We start from the raw sequence: 22,865 nt of genomic DNA, 5'->3' as shown, positions 1-22,865 counted from the left end.
ATCATCAGGCTACCAGCTGGACTTGGTGATGCCGGGAAGCTCACCGCGGTGAGCCATATCACGGAAGCGCACACGAGAGATACCGTAGGCGCTCAGGTGGCCGCGGGGGCGACCGTCGATGGCGTCGCGGTTGCGCACGCGCACCGGCGATGCGTTGCGGGGCAGCTTCTGCAGGCCGACGCGGGCCTCTTCGCGCTGCTCGTCGGTCGAGTTGGGGTCGACCAGCTGCTTCTTGAGCTGAGCACGCTTCTCGGCGTACCGCTCGACGATCACTTTGCGCTGCTCATTGCGCGCGATTTTGCTCTTCTTAGCCATGCTTCTTAGCGCTCCTCGCGAAACTCGACGTGTTTGCGAACGACTGGATCGTACTTCTTGAGCACGATGCGGTCAGGGTTGTTGCGGCGGTTCTTGCGAGTCACATAGGTGTACCCGGTGCCTGCGGTCGAACGCAGCTTGATGATGGGACGAACATCAGACTTCTTAGCCATCAGAGCTTCACCCCTTTAGCGATCAGTTCCTGCACGACGGCATCGATACCGCGGCTGTCAATGACTTTGATGCCCTTCGCCGAGACGTTCAGCGTGACCTTGCGGCGCAGTGAAGGAACGAAGTACGTCTTCTTCTGCACGTTGGGGTCGAATCGGCGCTTGTTACGCCGGTGCGAATGCGAGATGCTGTGTCCGAAGCCCGGCGTGGCTCCAGTCACCTGGCAGACTGCTGCCATGGTTTCCTCCTGTACCGTGACCGCCCCAATGGCGCTCACCCAAGATCTCTTGTCGGCTGTGATGCGGGGTTCCGCATCACGCGATGCAGACGTGGAAGATCTGCAACCTATTCAGTCTATTGGTTTTCAGGCCCAGACCGCAACAGACACCAGTGTTCCGACGGCCGTGCGTCGTCTGCGTCGTCTGCGCCGTCAGCGGCGCAGATCAGCGAAAGACCCGGCGCAGCCAGATCGACAGCGCCTCGACCACCAGCACGACGCCGAACACCAGCAGCACGATGACTCCAACCAGCCCGTAGTTCGCACCCTGTGAGGCGTTCAGCAGGTAGTAGCCGACGCCACCGGCGCCCACGACACCCAGCAGCGTGCCCGCACGGATGTTCGTATCGAGCATGTACATCGTGTGCGCGATCAGCGAGCGCCGCCCCTGCGGCAGCGTAGCCGCCGTGTAGACCTGAGTGCGCGTCGCACCGGTGGCCGACAGTGCCCGCTCAGGCCCGGCATCCACCTCTTCGAACGAGTCGGCGATGAGCTTGCCGAGCAGGCCGATGCCGCAGAAGCCCAGCGCGAGCGCACCGGCCTGGCCGCCCAGACCCGTGACAATGATCAGCATGATCGCGAGAATCGTCTCAGGAATGCCCCGGATCACCACCAGCAGAAACCGGTTGAACCCGCGCACTCCCCCGTTCGGCGCCACGTTGCGAGCGGCGAGCGAGCCGATGATCACCGAGAAGAGCAGGCTGATCAGCGTCGCCGCGAGGGCGATCGCGATCGTCTCGCCGAGCGCGCCGGCGATAATCTGCGGCCCGTACGAACCGAAGTTCAGCGGCCAGAACTTCGCCAGCGTCGCCGGCAGTTTGGCCCAGAACGTGGCGAAGTCGCCCCACTGGATGTCGCTGACGATCACCGCGAGCACAATGACCACGACAGCGACCCAGCCCCAAATCGTGTTGCGCACCCGCGAACGGGTCCACGGGCGCCGCAGCGCTGCAACGACCGTCGGGCTGGCACCGCGCTGGCGCAGCGACCCGGCGGGCTCGGCGACGGCGGATGCCCCGCTCTCCCCCACCTGAACGCCGCCGGCCCGTGACGTCGTCGGCTGCGTTCTCGACCCGACGATTCGATCGAGCAGACGGTCGATCACACTGCGGCGCTGAGCTGCCGCGCCCAGCATCACTTTGCGGATGCTGCTTGAGATGATCTCCATCACCACGCAGAGCACGAAGATCACGATCGCGATGCCGACGCCCTTGGAGTAGTCGAGCTGCGAGAACGAGTTCGCCATGTCGTAGCCGAGACCGACGATGCCGACGTAGCCGAGAATGACCGAGCCGCGCAGATTGATGTCGTTGCGGTGCAGGGTGGTGGCCACCCATGAAGGGGCGACCTGCGGCAGAATGCCCGAAACGAACTGCTGCATGCGTCCGCCGCCAGCGGCGCGGATGGCCTCGACCGGCCCCGGATCGATCTGCTCGATCGCATCGGCGAACATCTTCGAGATCATGCCGACCGAATGCAGACCGATCGCGAGGATGCCGGGAAGCGCCCCGATCGAGAACATGAGCACGAAGACCATCGCGAGCACGACATCCGGCAGCGCGCGGGCGAACACACCGATGAACCGGCCGAGCACCTGGCAGAAGCGGTTCGGAGCCGTGTTCGACGCGGCGAGATATGCGACTGGAACCGAGATCAGCGCCGCCATCAGTGTGCCGAGAATGACGATGCCGAGGGTGATGCCGGTCAGAAAGAGCAGGCGGTCGGGCGCGGGAAAAGTGATCGACCCAACCCGACGCAGAAAGCGCTGAGCGTTGGGGCCGCTCTCGAGAAAGGTGCTGACCGAGAGGTTCAGCCCGAAGATCGAGGCGATGGCCAGCACCAGCAACACGGCCAGCGCGGTGATGGCGAGGCCCTGTGAGAGCGCCTGCGACAGCGGGCGACGTGAGCCGCGCGCACGGTCCCGCAGCGTCTGGGCGTCGGCCTCGCTGAGCGTCGCCCGTACTGAGGCGGGAGTGAGCGCGGTCATCAGCGCACGCCCTCGGGGGTGCTCTCGACCAGCGGATGCGACTCGTCGGGCTTCGCCGCCACACCGGTCGCGATGAGCTCGTGTTCGATCGCGTGCAGTTCGGTCGTCGAAGTGGCAACGCGGCCGTAGATCTCCATGACCTCGGCCTTGTCGAGGCCAGCGGCCGGGGTGTCGAGCACGATCTCACCTGAACGCAGGCCGACGATGCGGTCGCCCCAGCTGAGCGCGAGGTCGACCTGGTGCAGGCTGCAGATCACGGTGAGCCCCTCGTCCAGGGCGATCTCGCGAATGAGGTTCATGACCTGCTCGCTCGACTCCGGGTCGAGTGAGGCGACCGGCTCGTCGGCAAGCAGCACCTCGGGATCCTGCATGAGCGCCCGGGCGATCGCGACGCGCTGCTGCTGGCCCCCCGAGAGCGTGTCGGCGCGCTGGTACGCGCGCTCGAGCAGACCGACGCGTTCCAGGTGCACGAGGGCCTTGAGCCGCAGCTGTTTGGGGTATCCCCAGAGCCCGAGTCGAGGGCCTTTGATCTTCGAGAGCGCACCGGTGAGCACATTCTCGAGCACCGTCAGCGAGCCGACCAGCTCGAACTGCTGGAAGATCACGCCGACGCGCGCGCGCAGCGACCGCAGCGCCTTGCCCTTGAGCGAGCTCACCTGCTGTCCGAGCACCGTGACGGTGCCGCTGGTGGGCTCTTCGAGCGCGTTGAGGTGACGCAGCAGCGTCGACTTGCCCGAGCCCGACAGGCCCAGCAGCACGACGACCTCGCCCTGCTCCACTGTCACGTTCACGTCATGCAGGGCAGTGTTCGTTCCGAAGCGCTTCGTGAGGTCTCGCACCTCGACGACCGTCTCGCCGGCGTGCGGCCGGTGCGATAGAGCGGATTGGCGGGTCATCGTGTTCTCCTTGAGTCTGCGCCGAGTGAGATCTGTCTCGCGCGGTCGTCGATGGATGTTTGTTGCGTTGGTGTCTGAGACACGAGCGCGTCGGCCGGTGGCGGAGAGCCGCACCGGCCGACGCCGTCGTGATCAGAACTCAGGGAGTCAGCCCTGGCACTGCTTCGCGTTGGTCTTCGAGCAGATGTCGCGAATCGTGTCGTAGTACTTGTCGTCGACCGGCTTGGTCTCGTAGAACGCCGAGGCGAAGCCCTCGCTGGTCGCATCCTTGATGCCGGCGTCGGCGATCTGCTTGATCGTGACGTCGCTGAGCGTCTTGGTCAGCGAGTCTTTGACATCCTGCGGCAGCGCGTCGTTCATCACGATCGGAGCGCCGGGCACGAGCACCTTGTCGATGACCCTGACCTTGTCACCGGCTTTCTCGACCTCGCTGTCCTCGGCGAAGCCCGCCTCGCACTCAGTGCCCTCTGAGACCTTCTGCACGCTGACATCGTGCTTGCCCGCGAACACGGCGGTGACATCTGACTGCGACGGGTCGTCGGCGTTGACCTTGATGTTCTGGTTCAGCAGCTCATAGCTGGGGAACAGGAAGCCCGAGGTGGAGCTGGGCGAGACGAAGCAGACCTTCTTGCCCTTGAAGTCGGCGACGCTGTTGATCGACGAGTTCTGAGGCACGATGGCCTCAGAGTAGTAGCCGGGCTCCTGGCCTTCTTTGGTCACGATCGACGAGATCGGGGTGAGCTCCGCACCGTTGTTCTTGGCGGTCACGTAGGTGAAGCCAGAGAACGATGCGACGTCGATCTTGCCCGAGACCGCGGCCTCGATGAGCGCTGCATAGTCAGTCGACTGCTTGTACTCGACCTTCTTGCCGGTCTCTTTGGCGATGTAGTCCATCAGCGGCTGGTAGTTGGTCTCGGTATCGGCTGAGTCAGGCACGGCTCCGAAGACGAGCGTGTCGGAGTTCTCGGCGAAGCTGCCACCGGCATTCGACGACGAAGCCGAGTCCGATGAGCTGGAGCAGGCTGCCAGGCTCAGTGCCGCGGTGGCAGCGAAGCCCAATGCCGCGACCTTGGTGAACAGTTTCTTCATGGAGAATCCTCATCCGATCTGCGCCACAGGGCGCGCTCTTACTGGTGAACGACTCGAATCTAAGGACGCCATGTGAACAGACCTCACCGCAGGAGTGAACGCACACCGCAGCAAAAGTGAACGGGGCACGTCACGAGGTGAATGCCGGGTGAACCTGACGGGGTACCGCTGACGATGCCGAGGTGCCGTTCGGAACGTGAGGTCGACGGCCACATGGAGTCAGAACGCCAGCACCATCACACCGGCGAGCACGACCATCGCGCCGATCAGCCGGCGCACTGGGCTCGGCTCGCGAAAGATCAGCCACGAGGCGAGTGCGACGAAGACGACGCTCACCTCTCGGGCAGGTGCGACGAGCGACACCGGTGCGATGCGCATGGCCATCAGCGCGGCCACATATGACAGCGGCGAGAGCACGCCGAACACGAGCGCCGACCCCCACGAGCTCCGCACGATCGCGGCGATCTGACGCCGGGCGTCGTCAGCTCGTGTGCACAGGCGGTCTCCCTTGCCGCCGCCGAGAGCCGAGAGTCTGCCTGCGTCACTCCTCGACGACGCATCCGCGCTGCGGGCCGGGCGTGATGGGCGGCGACCGAGCAGCATCCACAGAAAGGCGATCGACTCGCCGAGGCTGCAGCCGACCATCAGCGCGACCGGAGGCACCCCTGCGCCGTTGACCATGTGAGCGTCCCAGATCGTGTACATGGCGATGGTGACGCCGGTGAGCGTACCGAAGACGACGCCGACGCGGGTACGTGCGGCGTTCGTCGTGCGCAGGTCGCTCAGCCCGATGAAGAGCACGCCTGTGATGATGAGCGCCACGCCGATCAGCGCCGATGCGCCGGGCCGTTCGCCGAAGAGCACGATCGCGAAGATCACCGAGAGCAGCGGCCCGGAGCCCCGTGCCGTCGGGTACACGACCGAGATGTCGCCCACCAGGTAGCCGTGCTGCAGCAGCAGCATATAGCCGACGTGCAGCAGCGCCGAGACCGCGCTGCCGATGAGCAGAGCAGTCCACGAGGTCGGGGTTGCGACGAGCGTCCAGACCGCGACAGGAGTCCAGACGAGGGTCGACGCAAGCGCGCCGACGAGCAGAAAGGCGACGCCCCCGGCGGCCGCGCGCTTCGAGATGAGGTTCCAGGCGGCGTGGGCGAGTGCACCGACGGTGATGAGGGCGATGGCGAAGAGAGACAAAACGGGAACCCAACTGCACGGCGCGGGCGCGCCGAACGGGCTCCTCCGGGCTTTTGTCCTGTCAGATGACGACGTTCGATGGCGACCGTCGTGGTGCCGCTCGGACCAGTCGTGCGCGATGCACCGGAACCCTAGGCACTGTCGCTCGCAGACTAGTTGGCAAAGGTGAACGCCCGGCAAACGGGTTCCGGCGGGCGTGGTCGCGGGTGCCCGCAGCCTCCGACGCCCGAATCCTCAGCTCTGAGCGTCAGCTGCCACGGTGCGCCGCAGCACACGGGGGTCTGCAGCGGGCTCAAGCAGCGCGTCGTGCAGCTGCGTCAGCGGCAGTGGCGTTTCGACCAGCTCTTCCCAGAGCGGGTCGCGCGCCAGAAGCTCGACCGCGCGGACCAAATGCCGGGGTTCGTAATTGTGCACCCCGGTGATGGTCAGATGGTCGCGCACCACGTGTTCGGGGTTGAAGGCGACCTCGCCGATCGGAGAGACCGCGCCGACCAGCACCATCACACCGCCGAGACGCAGGCCTGCGAGCGCGCTTCGCACGCCCGACGGGGTGCCGGAGAACTCCAGCGCGACGTCGAAGCGCTCATCCGCGTCAGATTCCGAATCGTGCACTCGAGCGCCGAACCGACATGCCGTGCCCAGCCGCTCGGCAGAGAGGTCGGAGACCGCCACCGCACCGCCGATCGCGACGGCAGCAGCCGTCGCGATCGTGCCGAGCCCACCAGCGCCGACCACCAGCACGTCGAGACCTGAGAGATCCGCACGTCCGAGCATCCGCGTGGCTGCTTCGATCGCCGCAACGGCCGTGCCACCGGCGCACGAGGCGAGAGATGCGGCCCGATTCCCGAGGCCGTCGGGCACGCGTGTGATCGCGGTGCCCACCGGCAGCAGCATGTGCGATGCATAGCCGCCGGAAAGAGGCCATCCGCTGTCGACACGCTCGTGGCCGACTTTGCGCAGATGACGACACTTGGCGGTGATGCCGGCTCGACAGCGATCGCAGTGTCCGCAGGCGACCGTGACCGACCAGACGACGCGGTCGCCGATCTGCAGACCGCCGCCGCAGACGTCCGTCGGAACCGGGGCATCCGGCGCACACGGCCCCACCGCCACGACCTCGCCGACCGATTCGTGCCCGAGCACCGAGGGGCACGGCGCGTCACGATGACCGAGCACGGTATGGCGGTCTGAACCGCAGATACCCGCGACGAGAACGCGCACCAACACCTCGCCGGGTCGCAGCTCGGGAAGATCGACCCGATGTGCGTCGAAACGATCTTCGCCGAGCCAGACCATCTCTGTCGCAGCGGTCATCTGGTCGCCGCGGTCGCAATGTCAACGGACAGATCGATCACTGAGTCGACCACGACGTCAGCCCCGGCCGCCTCGAGCTGCTCTCGGCTGCCTGCACCGCTCAGCACGCCGACGGCGCGCACACCCGCGTGACGAGCGGCCAGCACGTCGGCCGCAGTATCGCCTGCAGCCACCACCTGCACGACGTCTTCGACACCGGCGAGTTCCATGGCGTGCTGAATCAGATAGGGCGCAGGTCTGCCGGCACGCACTTCAGTGGCACAGATCAGGCCATCGAGCGTCGCATCCGCGTCACCCGCTTCGACCCGCCAGCCCAGCCCCTCGAGAAGCGCATCGGCGACGGGGCGAGCGAAACCTGTGGTGAGCACGACGGCGGCTCCGGCGTTGCGCGCCTCGCGCATCCACGTCTCGACGCCGGCCACCGGGCGCGGCGGAGTGTCTCGGTAGGCGCGCTGCAGCATCGCGGTGAACGAGGCGAACACCTCGGCGACCCTGGCGTCATCGTGATCGGCCCCGCCGAGACGCAGCAGGTTGCGAATCGCCCACTGCTTTTCGACGCCGGTCCAGTCGGCGAACGCACTCTCGTCGATCGTGGCGCCCGCTTCGGTCACTGCCCGGCGCAGCACGTCATAGACGATGTTTCCTTCGTCGACGGTGGTTCCTGCGATGTCAAGAGCGAAGAGCCCGTGCATGATGGTTTCCTTTCAATGGTCTGCTGCTCGAGATTGGTGTGTTGGGTCTCAGAGATCGAGCGTCACGTGTGCCAGACCCAGCGCCGTGGTCATGCCGATGCCGGTGGTCACCGTCGAGACCTGCACGCCCGCGCACGGAGACTCCACGAGATACTCGCGCTCCGGTGCCGAGGCGTACACGCCCTGCCACCGCTGCTCGACGTGGAGATCGTCGACCCCGAACAGGTCGCGAGTGAACGCCAGCAGCGTCTCGAAGCCACTCTCTGGTTGGAACGGTTGCGGCGCGACGGTGCGCAGGTGTGTGTCGCCGATGTAGAGATGGCCGGTCGAAGACATGGTGTGCATGTGGTTCAGATCGAGCTCGGCGGCGACCGGATGCTCGGCATGCAGCCGCGAGCGTACGGCAGCGGCCGCCTCGCACTCGGCGAACGCCGAATAGCGCAGCATCGACCAGCCGGTGAAGAGCGGATGCTGCAGCGCGAAGCGCAGACGCGGTCGAGCCCGAATCATCTGCAGATGACAGCGCAGCACCCCGGTGCGCTCGGCCATCTCGGGAAAGAGTTCGTCAATGTCGTGATTGACCGCGACCACGATGCGATCAGCGTGCACTTCGCCACGCGAGGTGCTGACGACTCCCTCGGCAACGCCGGTCACTGCAGTGCGCTGCAGAAAGCGCACACCCTGCGAAGCGAGCCAGCGGGCGATCGCTGGCGCGGCGGTGCGGGGGTCGACCTGCAGATCGAGCGGCAGCAGGGCGCCGCCCACAGTGGGCTCCGGCCGGACAGGAACCAGTTCGTTCGTCGCAGCTGCGTCAAGCAGCCGGACTTCGCCGTCGCGCGTCGCTGCGAACTCGTCGAGCAGCGCCCGCTCTTCGTCGCTGCGGGCGACGACCACGGTTCCGGACTCCGCCGCTGCGAAGCCCGCCTCGCGCGCGAGACGCAGCCAGCGAGGTCTGGCCAGATCCGCGTACTCGCGCGCGATGCCCGACTGGGCGGTGATACACGCGTGGCCGAAGTTGCGCACCGAGGCGCCGCAGATCTCGGCGGCACGGTCGATCACCATAACCCGGGCACCTCGCTGCAGCCCCTCGTAGGCGTATGCGAGACCCACGATTCCCGACCCCGCGACCACGAGGTCGAAGTGGTCTGCGTCTGCTGCCGACAGAGAGCGAGCACCAGCGTCATCGATGAGGGCTGGCTGCTGTCGCATCGAAGTCGTCGTGCCGGAGCCGATGACGCCGAAGTCGGTGGAATCAGTTGCGAAGATGTCGGGGGTCACAGCAGAACCATGCCACCGCCGGCCGGGCAGACACTGCCGATCGTGACTCTCTTCGTGAACACTTCGCCGAACAGTCACCTGCTGGTCACCTGGGGGCAGCCTGTTCGTCCGACAGGCTGCAGTACTCAGCGCAGCTGCCCAGCGCGCTCCGCGGTGCACTTGGGGCACAGACCGATCACGTCGATCACGTGCGCCTCGTCGGTGTATCCGTGTTCGGCGGCCACGGTATGCGCCCAGCGCTCGACTGGAGGAGCCGAGATCTCGACAGTGGCCCCGCACTGCCGGCAGATCAGGTGATGATGGTGAGCTTCGTTGCCGCAGGCCCGAAAGAGCTGCTGCGCATCGGCGTCGATGTGCACGTCGGCCTCGCCGTCTTCAGCCATACGGCTGAGCGCACGGTAGACCGTGGCGACGCTGACCGTCGACCCGGCATTGACCATGCGCAGGTGCAGCCCCTGCGCGCTGATGAAGCCGTGCTCGCGTTCGAGGGCTTCGCGCACCGCGGTCTGCTGCCAGGTGTTTCGCCGTTTCACATCGGTCATGATGCCTCCATTGTGCCACCCGAACACGTTGTGTCGTCAGTGATTCGTCGACGCACCCTCTGGCAGCGGCGTCCTCTGCAACCGCCTCAGACCGCTTTGGCGCACCAGCCCGAGTGCTCGGCGCACCGCCCACGACACCAGCAGAATTCCGGTGGCGCTGAGCACGATCGCCGGCCCCGCGGGCACCGGCCACCGTGCCGAGATGAGCAGCCCGATGACTCCGCTCGCCGCGCCGAGGATCGGAGCGACGAAAAGCATCCCGCGCATGCTCACGGTCAGCTGTGCTGCCGCGAGAGCCGGGGCAGCCAGCAGCGCGATCGCTAGAATCGCGCCGACCGCGGGCATCAGCGCCACCACGGTGGCGGTGATCAGCACGAGCACCACCGCATCGATGCGCCAGCCGCGGAACCCGGCCGCCTCGTAGCCCGCCGGGTCGAAGGTCGAGAACAGCAGCTGCCGTCGCAGCAGCACGACCGCAAGAATCGAGATCACCAGCAGGATGCCGGCGAACTGCACATCAGGCAGGGCCACCGACAGAATCGACCCCGTGAGAAATGTCTGGACCCGAATGGGCAGCGACGGGTTCAGCCCGGTGAGCACGGTGCCCAGGGCGAACCCGCCGGTGAGCACCACACCGCTGGCGACGGCGGCTCGCTGACGACACCAGGTCGTCAGCGCGAGCATCACCAGTGTGAGCACGACGGCGAAGATCGCGTTGCCGATGAGAACGTTCCAGCCGAGCAGCACGGCGATGATGCCTCCGGGAAAGGTGGCATGCGTCAGCGCCGTCGCGAAGAAGGTGCGCTTGCGCAGCACCACCAGCACGCCGACCAGCCCGGCGAGCGCGCCGACCAGCACCGCCTCGACGAGGGCTTGGCCGAAGAACCCGATGGCGTCGGTGAGCACGTTCATGATGCACTCCCCCGTCGCAAACGGTGCAGCCCGGCCCGGCGCACGGCACCGATGATGAGCGACGCGGCATAGATCGCCACGAACGCCCCGACCACCGCGCCGCTCGGCGACAGATTCACACCGCGTCCCACCGAGACGTCGAAGGCGACTGCCAGCCCTGCCCAGCCGGCCACCAGCGTGAATACCCCGGAGAGCACGACCATGCCGATGATCCCGGCGCCGAAGTTGCGCGCAGACGCGGCCGGAATGATCAGCAGCGCAAGCACGAGCAGGTTGCCGAGCACCTGCGAGCCTGCGACGACCGCTACGGCCAGCGACATGTTCAGCACGAGGTCGGTGGCGACAGGTCGAAAGCCCGCTGCACGCGCGCCCTCTGGGTCGAACGCCCGATAGAGCTGCCCACGTCGCGTCACGATCATCGCGACCACAGCGACTGAGGCGACGATCGCGATCGACCAGAGCTGCGCCGGACGAATCGCGAACATCTGCCCGAAGAGCAGCAGCTCGAGCTGCCCGGGAAAGCCGCTCGCCGAGACGGCGATCACACCGATGCTGAACGCCGTGGTCAGCACCACCGCGACCGGAGCGTCCGCCTGCCTCACCCGGGTCGCAGTCAGCGTGAGCACAGCGGCCGCGATCGCCCCTGCGATGATCGCTCCGGGCAGCGCGCCGTCACGACCGAGCGCGAGCGCCCCGATCGCCAGCCCGGGAAACACCGCGTGCACCAGGCCGTCTGAGACGAACTCGAGGTCGCGCAGAGCGACGAATGGGCCGATGGCGGCGGCCAGCACGGCCAGTACGACGAACGCGAGCAGCGCGCGCAGCATGAAGTCGTACTGCAGAAACGGGACGATCAGATTCATCGATGGTCTCCGAGCGGCGCGATGTGCGGATCGGCCCCGGTGTCATGCGTGCCCGAATCCGGGTGGTGGGGGCGCCAGCTCGACGAGAAGGCCTCTGCCACGTCGCTGCCACCGCTGTAGGCCTCTTCGATGACCTCCGGGGTGAGCACCTCGTCGATGGGCCCGAAGGCGACCTGTCGTCCGGCGAGCACCGCCACGTGCGAACACACCACTCGCGCGAGGCCGATGTCGTGTGTGGAGAGCACGACAGAGAGACCGTCTGCGAGCAGGGTCTCGAGAATGCGTTCGAGGGCGGTGCGGTTGGTCTCGTCGAGACCGTTGAACGGCTCGTCGAGCAGCAGGATGCGCGGGTCGCCCGCCAGCGCACGTGCCAGCAGCACTCGCTGCTGCTGGCCGCCGCTCAGCAGGCCGAAGCGCCGACTCGCCAGCCCGGTGAGCCCGACCCGGTCGAGGCTGTGCTCGATGACCGCGCGGTCGGCCGCGCTCGCCCGACGCACCCACCCGAAGGCCCGACCGGTCTGTCTGCGGTAGCGCCCCATCGCCACCACCTGGCGCACCGTCACCGGAAAGGCCGCATCGATGTCAGTGGTCTGCGGCAGGTAGCCCACGTCTTCTCGCGCCTCGGCCGGGCGGCGACCGAGCACGGTGATCGAGCCGTGCTGCACGCGAATCAGTCCGAGAACGCCTTTCAGCAGCGTCGACTTGCCTGAGCCGTTCGGCCCGATCAGCGCGAGCGCCTGCCCCTCGCACAGCGTGCCGTCGACGTCGGCGAGCGCGGCGGTGGTGCTGTCGTAGCCGAGATCGACATGAGAGAACTGCAGGGTCGGCTTGGGGGCGTGCATGGTGTTCACTGTATCGGCACTCGGTTCTGATCTGCTGAGGGGTCGGTACGCCACGTCGCCGTGGCGTCGAAATGGTCGCCGGAAAGCGCAAACCGCCCGGTCGCGCGCAGTGCTGCGCGTGATCGAGCGGATGCGCTCACCAGCCGCGAGCGCATTCGCGTCGCGACGATGGCGGTGTGACGAGCATGAAGACCATGCCCGTCAGGCGCGGGGCAGAGACCCCGATGACGTTCAGAGGCCCTCGGGAGCCTTGGGGTCGAGCCCCCACGACTGCCCGATGAGCGTGACGTTGTGCACGGTGGCCTTCAGGTAGGTCTCGCCCTCTGAGCCGGCCTCGCCGAGCGAGTCGCCGTAGAGTGCGTCATCACCCGAGTAGAGCTTCACGCCCGACTCGTCGGCGATGCGCTGCACGATCTTCGGATCGACCGAAGCCTCGGCGAAGACGGCCTTGACCCCGGTGCCCTTGATCTTGGTCACCAGAGACTGCAGCTCGGCTTCGCTGGGCTCGGCGTGGTCGTCGAGGCTGTTCAGCACTGAGTCGTCCTGCGTGATGTCGAAGGCCTTCACGAAGTAGGCGAATGCGTCGTGCGTCGACACGAACTTGCGTGCATCGGGCTGCACCGGGGCGAAGGTGTCTTTGATCCACTTGTCGACATCGTCGAGCTTGGCCTCGTAGGCCGAGGCGTTGCTCTTGTAGGCGTCGGCATGGTCAGGGTCGGCTTTGGCCAGCCCGTCGGCGATGTTCTGCACCTGGATCTTGGCGTTCGCCGGGTCTGTCCAGATGTGCGGATCGTTGACCAGCTCGGTGTGGCTGTGGCCCTCCTCGGCCTCCTCTTTCTCATCGTCGGTCGCAGGAATCGGCGTGACACCCGTGCTGGTGTCGATGATCTTGTCAGCCGGTGCGGCATCGCTGACGACCTGGTCGAGACCGAATCCGTTCACGATGACCGCGCCCGAGTCGGCGAGCGCAGCCGAGTTGGCGGCAGTGAGCTCGAGATCATGCGGGCTCTGGTTCGGAGCGACGATCTGCGTCACTTCGGCACCGGTGTCACCGACGACCTGCTTGGTGAAATCGCCGAGCTGCGTGGTCGAGACCGTGATCTTCAGATCGCTCTTGGCCGGTGCTGCCGACGGGCTGCTGCTCTGGCTGCTGCAGCCGGCGAACAGCAGAGCGCTCGCGGCGACGACACCGATGACTGATGCGGTGCGGGTGTACTTCATCGAGACTTCTCTCCAAAATGCTGGTGTGAAATGTGCGGTGCCGTTCATGACGATGCGAATGCTCTGCGGGCCAGCTTCTGCCGCCCAGAGCGCAGCACCGTCAGAGTCGAGACCGAGTCTGACGACAGATGTGCCGCCCCGACGCAGGCCGCCGAGCAGAGCATCCTCGATGTCTGCGGCAGGCCGGCGCCGGAGCGACGACAACCACGCGCCCACTCTAAGCGCTAATGGGAATCGATGTCAATTAGAGGCGGCGCGCGTCGTCGCCTGCGCTCAGTACAGCCCGGCGGGCACCCGCTGATATCCCTGACACCAGCTCGGGCGAAGCCCGGGCAGAGTGCCGATCGACACCGGCTGATCGGCGGCGAAGATCTCGGTGTTCGCACCGGTCACATTCGGCATCATCACATAGCCGTCGTCCGCGGCGTCGTCAGGCGCCGTCGTGACTGCGATGAACCTTCCCGATGGTGATGCGCACGCCCCAGAGACCGACCCTCGCCCAGGCGATGTGGCGATGCGACGAGCACCGTCGCCGGTGAGTGCGTAGACGGTGTCTGTGGTCTGGTCTCCAGAGCTGCTCTCGTACACCGCGACAGCGCCGAACGACGCCGGCGCGAGCTGCACGAGCCGTGACCCGCTGTCGACGCCCTTCGGCTGCGAGGTGTCCAGGTGCTGGCGCCCGCCGCTGACCGGGTCGACCAGAGCGAACGTCCCGTTCTGATCCGACATCAGCAGCCGCTGCTGCGCGGCCGACCCGAGCACCTCGGTGTAGCTGCCCAACGGCAGCGGGGCCTGTTCTTCGTCGTCGTACTGCTGGTCGGTGCGCACTTCGAAGAGCGCGACGCGCAGCATGGTGTTGTCCCACTGCCGAACGACCGCGAACCGACCGTCTTCGGTGAGCACGACCTGGTTGCCCTGCACCAGCTCGCCGCCCGGAGTGTGCACAGGTGTGCCCGGCACCGAGTCGTCCGCACCGGCCAGATTCCAGGCGACGACCTGCCCGCCGGGCTCGCCGTAGTCGAGGGGGTTGATCGTCGCCGAGACTGTGTCTCCTGAAAGAGCGAGACCGATGACTGTCGCCTCCAGCGGAAGCACGAGCTCGCGGGCATCATTGGAGGTCGCGTCCGAGGCCTGACGATCGAGCAGCTCCAGCTTCGTGGCAGCCGTCCTGCGATCGGCCACGGCGACCACGATCCAGCGGTCGTCCACCACGAACGTCTGAATGCGCGGCGCAGTGAACACGGTCTGCATGCCCGTGTCGCTGATGCCGGAGCGCACGATCCGGTCGTCGCCGCGCAGTGCGCTGTCATCCTGGTATCCGCCGCCACGCCGCAGCGAGAGCACCGGTGCCTCGTCGGCGACAGCCGCCGCGTTGGCATCGGTCAGCACGGTGTTCTCGCGCTGCCCGTACCATTGGGCGCCGACGAACACCGCGACGAGCAGCACAATCGTGCCGATGACCCCGAGTCGCCAGGGCCAGCGTGCACGATGCGTCACACCAGAGCGGTCAGTTGAGATACGGGTCACCGGGCTCCTCGATGCTGTGCAGATCGGTCGGCGCGAAGACGACGGCATACGGACTCGACTGGCTCGCGTTCACCGCGAAGCCGCCGCTGCCCTCAACCCACGACTGCGGCGGATACGTCGCCTGCCAGCCGGGATGATAGACAGGAATCGACACCGGCTGAGCGTCGAGCGTGCAGCAGGTGACCATGAACCGCGTCACGAGCATGACGTTGTCGGGATCCTGTCGATCCGGCGTCACGAAGCCCGAGAACGTCGCATTGTGTCCGTCGTAGAACGACAGATCGCCACGCAGCTGCATCGTCGACGCCCAGTCCGACATCGTGAACGACTCGGGGCCGGCGCCGACCGTCGCGATGTCGCCGGTCATCGTCTGGGCGAGCGTGGTGCCGCCGACGGCGGCGTCTCGCGTCACAGCCTGCGAGGCACTGAGCGTCGTGGGCTGCGCGACGGCCAGCATGGCCACGATGACGGCGGTGGCGACGCCGCTCACCACAGGCCAGCGTCGGATGTTTCGCGTGGGCGGCCGCGCATCGTCGCCTTGACTGTGGTCGTCGTGGTCGTGATCGTGATCGTGATCGCGGTCTGGCAGCACGACCGCGACCACGCCCAGCAGCAGAGCGACCGCAGCCATGGCCACGGCGAACCAGACGTACCGCGGGTTCACATAGAGATCGAGATGATGCTGCGCTGCCAGCCACAGGATGAAGCCTGAGAGCGCGACGGCGATGACGACGCCGTGCCAACGTCGAAAGTGCTCAGGCCAGTGCATTCATCCCCGATCCGAGTACCAGGACGAACAGTGCCACGATCGCCGTCAGCCAGATCAGCGTCCGCGTCGAGAAGGTGGTGCGCAGCAGCGCCAGCATCTTGATGTCGATGATCGCGCCGAACACGAGAAACCCGACCAGAGCGCCCGGCAGGAACGTCGAGCCCAGTGCGAGGATGAAGAAGGCGTCGACGTTCGAGCAGATCGAGACGATGAATGCCAGCAGCATCAGGGCGACGACGCCCCAGACCGGGTCGGCGCCGAGATCGACGAGCACATGACGCGGCACGAACACCTGAATGGCCCCGGCGATGAACGCGCCACCGATCAAGGCGACCAGCATGGCCTGCGTCTCAGTGCGGAAGACACCACCGCTGGAACGCAGCCGCCCGACGAATCCGCCCCCCGCATGCTCGTGCGCGTCAAGTCGGCAGGCCTCGTCGAAGGCAGGGGTCAGCAGACGGCGCTGCTCGGGATAGAGGCTGAACAGCCAGCCGACCAGATTGGCCAGCGCCAGGGCACCGGCGACACGACCGACAAGCACTCCGTTCTGCCAGCCGAAGGCCTGATAGGTCGTGATGATCGTCACCGGGTTCACGATCGGGGCGGCCACCAGAAACGTCAACGCGTCGCCAATGTTCATGCCGCGACTCAGAAACCCTCGGGTCACCGGAACGTTGCCGCATTCGCACACCGGCAGCAGGATGCCGAACAGCGAGATGATGATTCGGCGAATGAAGCCGTTGCGCGGCAGATGATCGAGCAGCAGGCCCTGCGGCAGCCAGAAGCGCAGCGCGATGGCGATGATGATGCCGAGCACCACGAAGGGCGTCGACTCCACGAGCACGCTGAGCGACAGAGTGACCCAGTCGCTCAGCGCATCGCCCAACGTCACATCCTGCAGCGGACTCGCGATGCGGATGACGATGAAGACCGCCAACGCGAGCAGCGCGATCAGCGGCCAGAGCATCCGTCGTCGAACGGCGCCAGCACTCTCGCGACTCGAGCTCGTCATGTCTTCGTCGTGGGCGGGCCCGGCAGCCGGCTCTGCGGCGAATCGCTGCGCCGCGACCGCACGCTGCTCCTCTGCGTGTTCGGCAGCCGTCCGCAGGTCGACCTCGACCGGAGGCTCTCGAAGAGCGCTGCGGTCGCGGCGAGTGGCGGGCCGAGACCTGCTCTCACTATCGGATGCGGCTGACACGGCGCTCATTATTCCACGGGATCCTGTGCACAGCCCAGCGGCGTCAACGTCGGTTCGTGCTCAGGCTCGGGCCGCCTGCCCAGACGTCAGGGCTGACGCGTGCGCACCGCCCGAGCCGTCGAGGCCAGCCCGGCGCGACGCAGCGCCGCTGCGAGCCAGACGCCGATCTCTGCCCAGAGCAGCTGCCCGACCAGCAGCGAGAGACCGGTGCCGATCTGCACCCAGAGCGGAGTGCGCGCCAGATGCCACACGAACCAGTGAATGCTGAAGAGGAACGCCGCATTGATCAGGGCCGCAACCACACAGCTCAGCAGACCGAAGCGTCGGTACCGTCCGATGAGCAGAGCAAGCTCGACCGCGATCGCGACCACGAGCGCCGCGACCATGTTTCGCGGGTTGAAGCCGCCGAACGGCGTCACCACCACGGCGGCGACGAAGCCGGCCACCAGCGCCGCTCCCGGGCGCCGAATGAGGCTGGCCGCCAAGACGCCCACGAACAGGGCCGTGCCGGTCATCGGGGCGGCGAGCATGGGCGAGACGGCATAGAGGGCAACCGCCGCGACCTTCGTCGCCGCAGTGATGGCGGCTCCGAATGCCCCGATCACCGCGGCGACGAGCAGCTCGCGTGTCGACCAGTGCCAGAGTCCGCGCGCAGAGCCAGCCTCGACACCGTCGACGTGCTGTGATCGAGAAGAACGAGAAGAGCTACTGCGAGTCATACTCACTAGCATAGGGGTGCAGTCAAATCGAGACGACCGTTCGCCCGCTCATTGCATCATGCACCGAGGCGGTTAATGGGCTATGCTTGAGCGTCGGGTTGCATACCCACACAGCTTTGACGTATTTGCCGCCTCGGTAAATGACGTACAACCGAGAAGAGAGGAGTGACCATGAAGGTGCGCGCATCGCTCAAGTCACTGAAGAACAAGCCGGGCTCGAAGATCGTTCGTCGCCGCGGCCACACCTACGTGATCAACAAGAAGAACCCGCGCTGGAACGGCCGTCAGGGCTGACCCACACGAGACTTCGTCATCGGCTTCGCCGGTGACATGATGAACCCCCGATTCATTGGATCGGGGGTTCATTCGTGTCTGGCCTCGCCGTCGAAGCCTGCACGTCAGAACCAAGGCGGTTCACACTATCGACAGGAGCCAATTCGATGTCATCCATCCCACCTCGCATTCCGCCGCGCATTCACTCACCCTCGAATGGCGGTGGGCCGGCTCGCCCAGAGGTCGCGCTCGAACAGCAGCTCAAGAGCGACCCCAAACGCTTCGGCGACGTCGTGGCCCCGAGCTCGGCGTGGAGTCTCGTGGTCGGCATCGGCATCATCGCAGGCCTCGTGCTGCTGGTGCGCAACGTCATCTCGGCGTTCGTCTCGCTTGGCAATGCCAGAAACAAGGCGGCCGGAGCCACGTTCTTCGACCTGTTCGCCTCGACCACCGGCCGCGACGGCAGTTTCTCACCGGGGCTCTGGCTGCTGGTCTGGGGCCCGCTGATCCTCTTCGCTATCGCGATCGTCGCCGCGCTGATAGACAAGGCCACATCGGCCGGCCGACTGCAGCGCGCCCAGCAGGCATTCGCACAGAGCGGCTTCGTCGTCGACCCGATCGTGATTCCCGTGCAGCTGACCCGCACCAACGACGCTTCGGTCACTCCCCTGCTGCTCGTCGGGCCCACGGCCTCGGCGCAGCAGGCCGAGGCTTGGGTCGCAGCCTTCGCGAATCGCCTGCAGACCTCGCCCGACGAGTTCGCAGCCTTCTCGAAGGCGGCGTTCTCGGCGCTCGGATCCAGCGTGAAGAGCGGAGACTGCGAGAAGGCCGTCGCCGCCGACACCCTGGTGCCCGATGCACCGGCGGGCGCGTTCTTCAAGATCAGCCGGGAGAAGGGTCTGAAGATCGGCCGCTACGTGGCAGTGTGGGCGTCGAAGCCCTCGGGCCCGTTGCGGGCCGTGCACATCGCCGCCTGACCGTCGTCTGCGCGGTCGGTGCGAAGCCTTCGCGCCGACCGCACCGCTCAGACGTCGAGCAGCAGGGCAGGCTCTTCGAGCACTGAGGCGACGTCTGCGGTGAATCGGCTGGCGACATCCCCATCGACGCAGCGATGGTCGAATGAGGCCGACACCGTGGTGACGAAGCGCGGCCGCACCTCTCCGTCGACGACCCACGGCTTCTGCCTGATCGCGCCCATCGCTGTGATCGCGACCTCGCCCGGGTTCAGAATCGGGGTGCCCGCGTCGACGCCGAAGACGCCGATGTTGGTGATGGTGATGGTACCGTGCTGCATCGCCTCCGGCGGTGTGCGCCCGGCACGAGCGGTCGCGGTCAGATCGCCGAGCGCCTGGGCCAGCTCGCGCAGGCTCAGCGACTGAGCCTCTTTGATATTCGGCACCAGCAGCCCGCGGGGGGTCGCCGCTGCGATACCCAGGTTCACATAGTGGTGAATCGTGATGCGTTCGTCGTCGAAGCTCGAGTTCACCTCGGGGTTGCGCTGAGCAGCCCAGATCACGGCCTTGGCCATGATCAGCAGCGGCGAGACCTTGACGCCGGCGAACGCCGACGAGTTCTTCAGCCGACGAACGTACTCCATGGTACGAGTCGCATCGACGTCGACGAACACGGTCACGTGCGGCGCGGTGAACGCCGATGACACCATCGCCTTGGCGATCGATCGGCGCACCCCGTGCACTTTGACCACTTCGTCACGGCCGCTGGTCGGCACCACCTGCTCGCGACCGGCCGGCCACTCCGGTGTCTCAATGTTGCGGAACACGCTCATCTGCTTCGCGTTCGCGACGACATCCTGTCTGGTGACCTCTCCGCCGTGCCCGGTTCCGGTGACCTCTGAGAGCGTCACACCCAGGTCTTTGGCGAGCTTGCGGATCGGCGGACGGGCGATCGCGGGCAGGCTCGGACTGCCCGTTCGCGGATGCTGTGTGTGCACCCCGGCAGTCGACGCACGGGAGGCGGCGGCTCCGTTGTTGGGCGAGCCTCCGGTATGCGCATCCGTCTGTGTGTGCTGCGAGGTGCTGTGGGCCGCAAGACGACGTGTGCGTCGCGACTTCGGCCGTTTGCTCGCGCCGTAACCGACCAGATTGGCGCCGCCCTCGTCGGCGTCGGCAGATCGACCGGCCTTCGGTGCGACCGCGGCCGCGGTCGCAGCCGCAGACCGTTGCTCTGCGCGGGGCGATGAGGATGTGTCGGCAGTGGCGGGCACCGGCTCGGCTGGCTGCGGCTCGCTTGGCTGCGGCGCCGATGCCGACGGCGCGGCCGCTGCTGTGACGCCGACGGTGACCAGAGGCTCGCCGACCTCGACGATGTCGCCGACGTCGGCGTGCAGCTGCTCGATGGTGCCGGCGAACGGCACCGGCAGCTCGACGACTGACTTCGCCGTCTCGATCTCGACAACCGCCTGGTTCACCACGACAGAGTCGCCGGGCTTGACCAGCCAGTTGACGATCTCGGCCTCGGTGAGGCCCTCTCCCACGTCGGGGAGCGCGAAGGTCTCGCTCATGCGTCGTTCCTCACTTTTTGTCTGCTGCCGACCGCCAGCGTCGTCTCGCACTTCACGTCGATCAGTACTCCAGCACACGATCGACGGCGTCGAGCACACGATCGGCGTCGGGAACCTGAAAATGTTCGAGCTTCGCGGGCGGGAACGGCACGTCGAAACCGGTGACGCGGGCAACCGGCGCCTCGAGCGAGTAGAACGCCCGTTCCCCGAGCTGGGCGGCGATCTCGCTGGCGACCGACACCGACCCCTGGGCCTCGGCCACGACGACGGCGCGCCCGGTGCGCTCGATCGACTCCACCAGAGGCCCGTAGTCGATCGGAGAGATGGAGCGCACATCGACCACTTCGAGGCTGACGCCCTCTTTCGCGGCGATCTCTGCGGCATCGAGCAGCACGGGCAGCATCGCACCGTAGCCGATCACCGTCACCTGATCGCCCGGACGCACGATGCGCGAGCCATGCAGTTCGCCGGGAGCGGCATCCAGCGAGACCGGCCCCTTCTGCCAGTAGCGACGCTTCGGCTCGAAGAAGAGCACTGGGTCGTCGCTCGCGATCGCCTGCTGAATCATCCAGTAGGCGTCGTTCGCGTTCGAAGGCGCCACCACGCGAAGACCCGGGGTGTGCGCGAAGTACGCCTCGGGGCTCTCTTGGTGATGCTCGATGGCGCCGACCCCGCCGCCGTACGGCACGCGGATCACCACGGGCATCGACAGCGTGCCTTCGTGACGGTTCGTCTGTTTGGCCAGCTGGCTGGTGATCTGATCGAACGCAGGAAAGATGAAGCCGTCGAACTGGATCTCGACCACCGGACGATAGCCACGCATGGCAAGACCGATCGCCGTGCCCACAATGCCCGCCTCAGAGAGCGGCGAGTCGTAGACGCGACGCACGCCGAACTCCTGCTGCAGCCCGCTGGTAACGGTGAACACGCCGCCGAGTGCGGCGACATCCTCGCCATAGAGCAGCACGCGGTCGTCATTCGCGAGCGCCTCACGCAGCCCGGCGTTGATCGCCTTGGCCATCGGCAGCTCGCGCACGCGCTTCTGCGTCTCGGTCTGGGCGCTCATGCCTGCTCCTCCTCGTCTGCGAAGCCCGCCTCGTAGTCGGCCAGCCAGGCGGCCTGCGCCTGCATCACCGGGTGCGGTTCGCTGTAGACATGGGCGAACATGCTCGCAGGTTCGGGCTCGGGCAGGTGCAGCACGGCCTCGCGCACGCGTGCGGCCTCATCGCCCGCCTGCTGCTCGACCTCGTCGAAGAACGCCTGCGGCACATCGCGATCGGTGCGCAGCCAGGTCTCGTAGCGAGTGATGGGGTCGCGGTCGGCCCAGCACGCCTCGAGCTCCCGGGTGCGATACTTCGTCGGGTCGTCGGATGTCGTGTGGGGCCCGCGACGGAAGGTCACCGCCTCGATGAACCCGGGCCCCTCGCCCGAGCGGGCGTCGTCGAGCAGGCTGCGAGCGACGGCATAGCTCGCGAGCACGTCGTTGCCGTCGATGCGCACAGCGTTGAGTCCGAAGCCCGCCGCGCGGTCGGCGAGGGGACGTGCGGCCTGGATGCCCACGGGCACCGAGATGGCCCACTGGTTGTTCTGGCAGAGAAACACCTCGGGCACGTGCAGGCTCTCAGCGAAGATCATCGCTTCTGAGACGTCGCCCTCGCTGGTCGCGCCGTCGCCGAAGCAGGTGAGCACCGCAGTGTCGCGGTCGAAGTCGCCGGTGCCGACCAGCCCGTCGAGCGCCACACCCTGCGCATAGCCTGTGCCGTGCAGTGACTGGGTGCCGATGACAAGCGTGTAGAGATGAAAATGCGTGCGCTGCCAGTCCCAACCACCGTGGGTGTTGCCGCGCAGCATGTCGAGCATGTCGACGAAGTCGACGCCGCGGATCATGCCGATCACATGTTCGCGGTATGACGGCATCACCCAGTCTTGGGGACGAGTCGCGCGACCGGCGCCGACCTGCGCGGCCTCCTGCCCCACTGACGGCACCCACAGCGCGAGCTGCCCCTGACGCTGCAGCGCGGTTCCCTCTGCATCGAGACGACGCATGATCGCCATGTCTCGGTAGAACTGCTGCAGCTCGTCGAGCGACAGACCGTCGACGAGGCCTTGGTAGGGCTCATTGCGGTCGTTCCGCTGTCGTGCCCCTGAGGGGTCGAGCAGCTGCACTCCGGTCGCTGAGTCGAATGGCGCATCTGACGTCGCGGTGTGCTCGGCCTCAGCCGGGCGAAGCGTCGAAGCGGACGAAGTCGAAGTCATGCTCCCCAA

The 22,865-nt window shown here is 66.6% G+C and carries 24 protein-coding genes; 2 read left to right on the top strand and 22 right to left on the bottom strand.

All coding sequences use genetic code 11. From position 1 onward, the window contains the following. Window positions 1-9: 9 nt before the first annotated feature. The 19 genes from rpsN to F8O08_RS00460 all read right to left on the bottom strand — a co-directional run bounded on the left by rpsN (window position 10) and on the right by F8O08_RS00460 (window position 17,806). Complete coding sequence (rpsN, locus tag F8O08_RS00550; RefSeq protein WP_158030616.1) at window positions 10-315, bottom strand: 30S ribosomal protein S14; 306 nt, start codon at window positions 313-315, stop codon at window positions 10-12. Between the two features lie 5 nt (window positions 316-320). Next, the gene (gene rpmG, locus F8O08_RS00545; RefSeq protein WP_158030615.1) at window positions 321-488 is read right to left on the bottom strand and encodes a 50S ribosomal protein L33; all 168 of its coding nucleotides are present in this window, start codon (window positions 486-488) and stop codon (window positions 321-323) included. Next, a complete protein-coding gene (gene rpmB / locus F8O08_RS00540; RefSeq protein ID WP_158030614.1) occupies window positions 488-724 on the bottom strand; it encodes a 50S ribosomal protein L28 in 237 nt (78 codons plus the stop codon). The genes rpmG and rpmB overlap by 1 nt, the downstream gene beginning before the upstream one ends. A 205-nt stretch (window positions 725-929) precedes the next feature. Then, window positions 930-2,750: a phosphonate ABC transporter, permease protein PhnE gene (gene phnE / locus F8O08_RS00535; protein ID WP_158042303.1), complete on the bottom strand. Its 1,821-nt coding sequence runs from the start codon at window positions 2,748-2,750 to the stop codon at window positions 930-932. Beyond that, window positions 2,750-3,646, bottom strand: a complete 897-nt coding sequence (gene phnC, locus F8O08_RS00530) for a phosphonate ABC transporter ATP-binding protein (protein ID WP_158042302.1) — start codon at window positions 3,644-3,646, stop codon at window positions 2,750-2,752. The genes phnE and phnC overlap by 1 nt, the downstream gene beginning before the upstream one ends. A gap of 147 nt (window positions 3,647-3,793) precedes the next feature. Then, complete coding sequence (locus tag F8O08_RS00525) at window positions 3,794-4,735, bottom strand: phosphate/phosphite/phosphonate ABC transporter substrate-binding protein (RefSeq protein WP_158038595.1); 942 nt, start codon at window positions 4,733-4,735, stop codon at window positions 3,794-3,796. Window positions 4,736-4,954: 219 nt separating this feature from the next. After that, complete coding sequence (locus F8O08_RS00520) at window positions 4,955-5,929, bottom strand: EamA family transporter (RefSeq protein WP_158042301.1); 975 nt, start codon at window positions 5,927-5,929, stop codon at window positions 4,955-4,957. A 234-nt stretch (window positions 5,930-6,163) separates the two neighbouring features. Next, complete coding sequence (locus F8O08_RS00515) at window positions 6,164-7,243, bottom strand: alcohol dehydrogenase catalytic domain-containing protein (RefSeq protein ID WP_225733519.1); 1,080 nt, start codon at window positions 7,241-7,243, stop codon at window positions 6,164-6,166. Next, the gene (locus tag F8O08_RS00510) at window positions 7,240-7,935 is read right to left on the bottom strand and encodes a phosphonatase-like hydrolase (protein ID WP_158042300.1); all 696 of its coding nucleotides are present in this window, start codon (window positions 7,933-7,935) and stop codon (window positions 7,240-7,242) included. Before F8O08_RS00510 ends, F8O08_RS00515 begins: the two co-directional genes overlap by 4 nt. A 48-nt stretch (window positions 7,936-7,983) precedes the next feature. Continuing rightward, window positions 7,984-9,213, bottom strand: coding sequence for a TIGR03364 family FAD-dependent oxidoreductase (locus F8O08_RS00505; protein WP_225733518.1), 1,230 nt, complete (start codon window positions 9,211-9,213; stop codon window positions 7,984-7,986). Window positions 9,214-9,338: 125 nt separating this feature from the next. Next, entirely contained in the window at window positions 9,339-9,755 is a 417-nt protein-coding gene (locus F8O08_RS00500) for a Fur family transcriptional regulator (RefSeq protein ID WP_192496934.1), read from the bottom strand. A gap of 36 nt (window positions 9,756-9,791) precedes the next feature. Beyond that, on the bottom strand, window positions 9,792-10,667 hold the full coding sequence (locus tag F8O08_RS00495; RefSeq protein WP_158038598.1) for a metal ABC transporter permease: 876 nt from the start codon (window positions 10,665-10,667) through the stop codon (window positions 9,792-9,794). Continuing rightward, window positions 10,664-11,530 carry a metal ABC transporter permease gene (locus F8O08_RS00490; RefSeq protein WP_158042299.1) on the bottom strand — a complete coding sequence of 289 codons (867 nt, stop codon included), beginning with the start codon at window positions 11,528-11,530 and terminating at the stop codon, window positions 10,664-10,666. Before F8O08_RS00490 ends, F8O08_RS00495 begins: the two co-directional genes overlap by 4 nt. After that, entirely contained in the window at window positions 11,527-12,372 is an 846-nt protein-coding gene (locus tag F8O08_RS00485) for a metal ABC transporter ATP-binding protein (RefSeq protein WP_158038600.1), read from the bottom strand. The genes F8O08_RS00490 and F8O08_RS00485 overlap by 4 nt, the downstream gene beginning before the upstream one ends. Window positions 12,373-12,603: 231 nt before the next feature. After that, the gene (locus F8O08_RS00480) at window positions 12,604-13,593 is read right to left on the bottom strand and encodes a metal ABC transporter substrate-binding protein (protein ID WP_192497671.1); all 990 of its coding nucleotides are present in this window, start codon (window positions 13,591-13,593) and stop codon (window positions 12,604-12,606) included. Window positions 13,594-13,866: 273 nt separating this feature from the next. Next, complete coding sequence (locus F8O08_RS00475; protein WP_158042298.1) at window positions 13,867-15,120, bottom strand: hypothetical protein; 1,254 nt, start codon at window positions 15,118-15,120, stop codon at window positions 13,867-13,869. After that, complete coding sequence (locus tag F8O08_RS00470; RefSeq protein WP_158042297.1) at window positions 15,101-15,889, bottom strand: TIGR03943 family putative permease subunit; 789 nt, start codon at window positions 15,887-15,889, stop codon at window positions 15,101-15,103. Before F8O08_RS00470 ends, F8O08_RS00475 begins: the two co-directional genes overlap by 20 nt. Continuing rightward, the gene (locus F8O08_RS00465) at window positions 15,876-17,087 is read right to left on the bottom strand and encodes a permease (protein ID WP_225733517.1); all 1,212 of its coding nucleotides are present in this window, start codon (window positions 17,085-17,087) and stop codon (window positions 15,876-15,878) included. Before F8O08_RS00465 ends, F8O08_RS00470 begins: the two co-directional genes overlap by 14 nt. A gap of 86 nt (window positions 17,088-17,173) precedes the next feature. Beyond that, window positions 17,174-17,806, bottom strand: coding sequence for an ECF transporter S component (locus F8O08_RS00460; RefSeq protein ID WP_192497670.1), 633 nt, complete (start codon window positions 17,804-17,806; stop codon window positions 17,174-17,176). Between the two features lie 171 nt (window positions 17,807-17,977). On the opposite strand from F8O08_RS00460, the gene ykgO reads away from it, so the two are divergent. Together ykgO and F8O08_RS00450 are read left to right on the top strand one after the other, a co-directional pair. Beyond that, complete coding sequence (ykgO, locus tag F8O08_RS00455; RefSeq protein ID WP_028245785.1) at window positions 17,978-18,100, top strand: type B 50S ribosomal protein L36; 123 nt, start codon at window positions 17,978-17,980, stop codon at window positions 18,098-18,100. A gap of 146 nt (window positions 18,101-18,246) precedes the next feature. Continuing rightward, window positions 18,247-19,056, top strand: coding sequence for a hypothetical protein (locus F8O08_RS00450; RefSeq protein ID WP_158042295.1), 810 nt, complete (start codon window positions 18,247-18,249; stop codon window positions 19,054-19,056). A 47-nt stretch (window positions 19,057-19,103) separates the two neighbouring features. Here F8O08_RS00450 and F8O08_RS00445 read toward each other — a convergent pair whose 3' ends face one another. From F8O08_RS00445 to F8O08_RS00435, 3 genes are all read right to left on the bottom strand, one after another. Then, complete coding sequence (locus F8O08_RS00445; protein WP_158042294.1) at window positions 19,104-20,600, bottom strand: dihydrolipoamide acetyltransferase family protein; 1,497 nt, start codon at window positions 20,598-20,600, stop codon at window positions 19,104-19,106. Window positions 20,601-20,661: 61 nt separating this feature from the next. After that, the gene (locus F8O08_RS00440) at window positions 20,662-21,666 is read right to left on the bottom strand and encodes an alpha-ketoacid dehydrogenase subunit beta (RefSeq protein WP_158030605.1); all 1,005 of its coding nucleotides are present in this window, start codon (window positions 21,664-21,666) and stop codon (window positions 20,662-20,664) included. Beyond that, window positions 21,663-22,856, bottom strand: coding sequence for a thiamine pyrophosphate-dependent enzyme (locus F8O08_RS00435; protein ID WP_158042293.1), 1,194 nt, complete (start codon window positions 22,854-22,856; stop codon window positions 21,663-21,665). Before F8O08_RS00435 ends, F8O08_RS00440 begins: the two co-directional genes overlap by 4 nt. Window positions 22,857-22,865: the final 9 nt, after the last annotated feature.

The organism is Pseudoclavibacter sp. CFCC 13611 (assembly GCF_008831225.1).
In the GTDB taxonomy this organism is placed as follows: domain Bacteria; phylum Actinomycetota; class Actinomycetes; order Actinomycetales; family Microbacteriaceae; genus Pseudoclavibacter_A.
This window is presented reverse-complemented; position numbering and strand designations above follow the sequence as displayed.

Bases quoted from the DNA above. Each gene is read 5' to 3' on its own strand.
- F8O08_RS00510 (WP_158042300.1), bottom strand. From the start codon at position 7,935: ATGCACGGGCTCTTCGCTCTTGACATCGCAGGAACCACCGTCGACGAA.
- rpmG (WP_158030615.1), bottom strand. From the start codon at position 488: ATGGCTAAGAAGTCTGATGTTCGTCCCATCATCAAGCTGCGTTCGACC.
- F8O08_RS00525 (WP_158038595.1), bottom strand. From the start codon at position 4,735: ATGAAGAAACTGTTCACCAAGGTCGCGGCATTGGGCTTCGCTGCCACC.
- F8O08_RS00515 (WP_225733519.1), bottom strand. From the start codon at position 7,243: ATGACCGCTGCGACAGAGATGGTCTGGCTCGGCGAAGATCGTTTCGAC.
- phnC (WP_158042302.1), bottom strand. From the start codon at position 3,646: ATGACCCGCCAATCCGCTCTATCGCACCGGCCGCACGCCGGCGAGACG.
- rpsN (WP_158030616.1), bottom strand. From the start codon at position 315: ATGGCTAAGAAGAGCAAAATCGCGCGCAATGAGCAGCGCAAAGTGATC.
- F8O08_RS00490 (WP_158042299.1), bottom strand. From the start codon at position 11,530: ATGAATCTGATCGTCCCGTTTCTGCAGTACGACTTCATGCTGCGCGCG.
- F8O08_RS00500 (WP_192496934.1), bottom strand. From the start codon at position 9,755: ATGACCGATGTGAAACGGCGAAACACCTGGCAGCAGACCGCGGTGCGC.
- rpmB (WP_158030614.1), bottom strand. From the start codon at position 724: ATGGCAGCAGTCTGCCAGGTGACTGGAGCCACGCCGGGCTTCGGACAC.
- F8O08_RS00460 (WP_192497670.1), bottom strand. From the start codon at position 17,806: ATGACTCGCAGTAGCTCTTCTCGTTCTTCTCGATCACAGCACGTCGAC.
- F8O08_RS00470 (WP_158042297.1), bottom strand. From the start codon at position 15,889: ATGCACTGGCCTGAGCACTTTCGACGTTGGCACGGCGTCGTCATCGCC.
- F8O08_RS00435 (WP_158042293.1), bottom strand. From the start codon at position 22,856: ATGACTTCGACTTCGTCCGCTTCGACGCTTCGCCCGGCTGAGGCCGAG.
- F8O08_RS00485 (WP_158038600.1), bottom strand. From the start codon at position 12,372: ATGCACGCCCCCAAGCCGACCCTGCAGTTCTCTCATGTCGATCTCGGC.
- F8O08_RS00440 (WP_158030605.1), bottom strand. From the start codon at position 21,666: ATGAGCGCCCAGACCGAGACGCAGAAGCGCGTGCGCGAGCTGCCGATG.
- F8O08_RS00445 (WP_158042294.1), bottom strand. From the start codon at position 20,600: ATGAGCGAGACCTTCGCGCTCCCCGACGTGGGAGAGGGCCTCACCGAG.
- F8O08_RS00450 (WP_158042295.1), top strand. From the start codon at position 18,247: ATGTCATCCATCCCACCTCGCATTCCGCCGCGCATTCACTCACCCTCG.
- phnE (WP_158042303.1), bottom strand. From the start codon at position 2,750: ATGACCGCGCTCACTCCCGCCTCAGTACGGGCGACGCTCAGCGAGGCC.
- F8O08_RS00495 (WP_158038598.1), bottom strand. From the start codon at position 10,667: ATGAACGTGCTCACCGACGCCATCGGGTTCTTCGGCCAAGCCCTCGTC.
- F8O08_RS00480 (WP_192497671.1), bottom strand. From the start codon at position 13,593: ATGAAGTACACCCGCACCGCATCAGTCATCGGTGTCGTCGCCGCGAGC.
- ykgO (WP_028245785.1), top strand. From the start codon at position 17,978: ATGAAGGTGCGCGCATCGCTCAAGTCACTGAAGAACAAGCCGGGCTCG.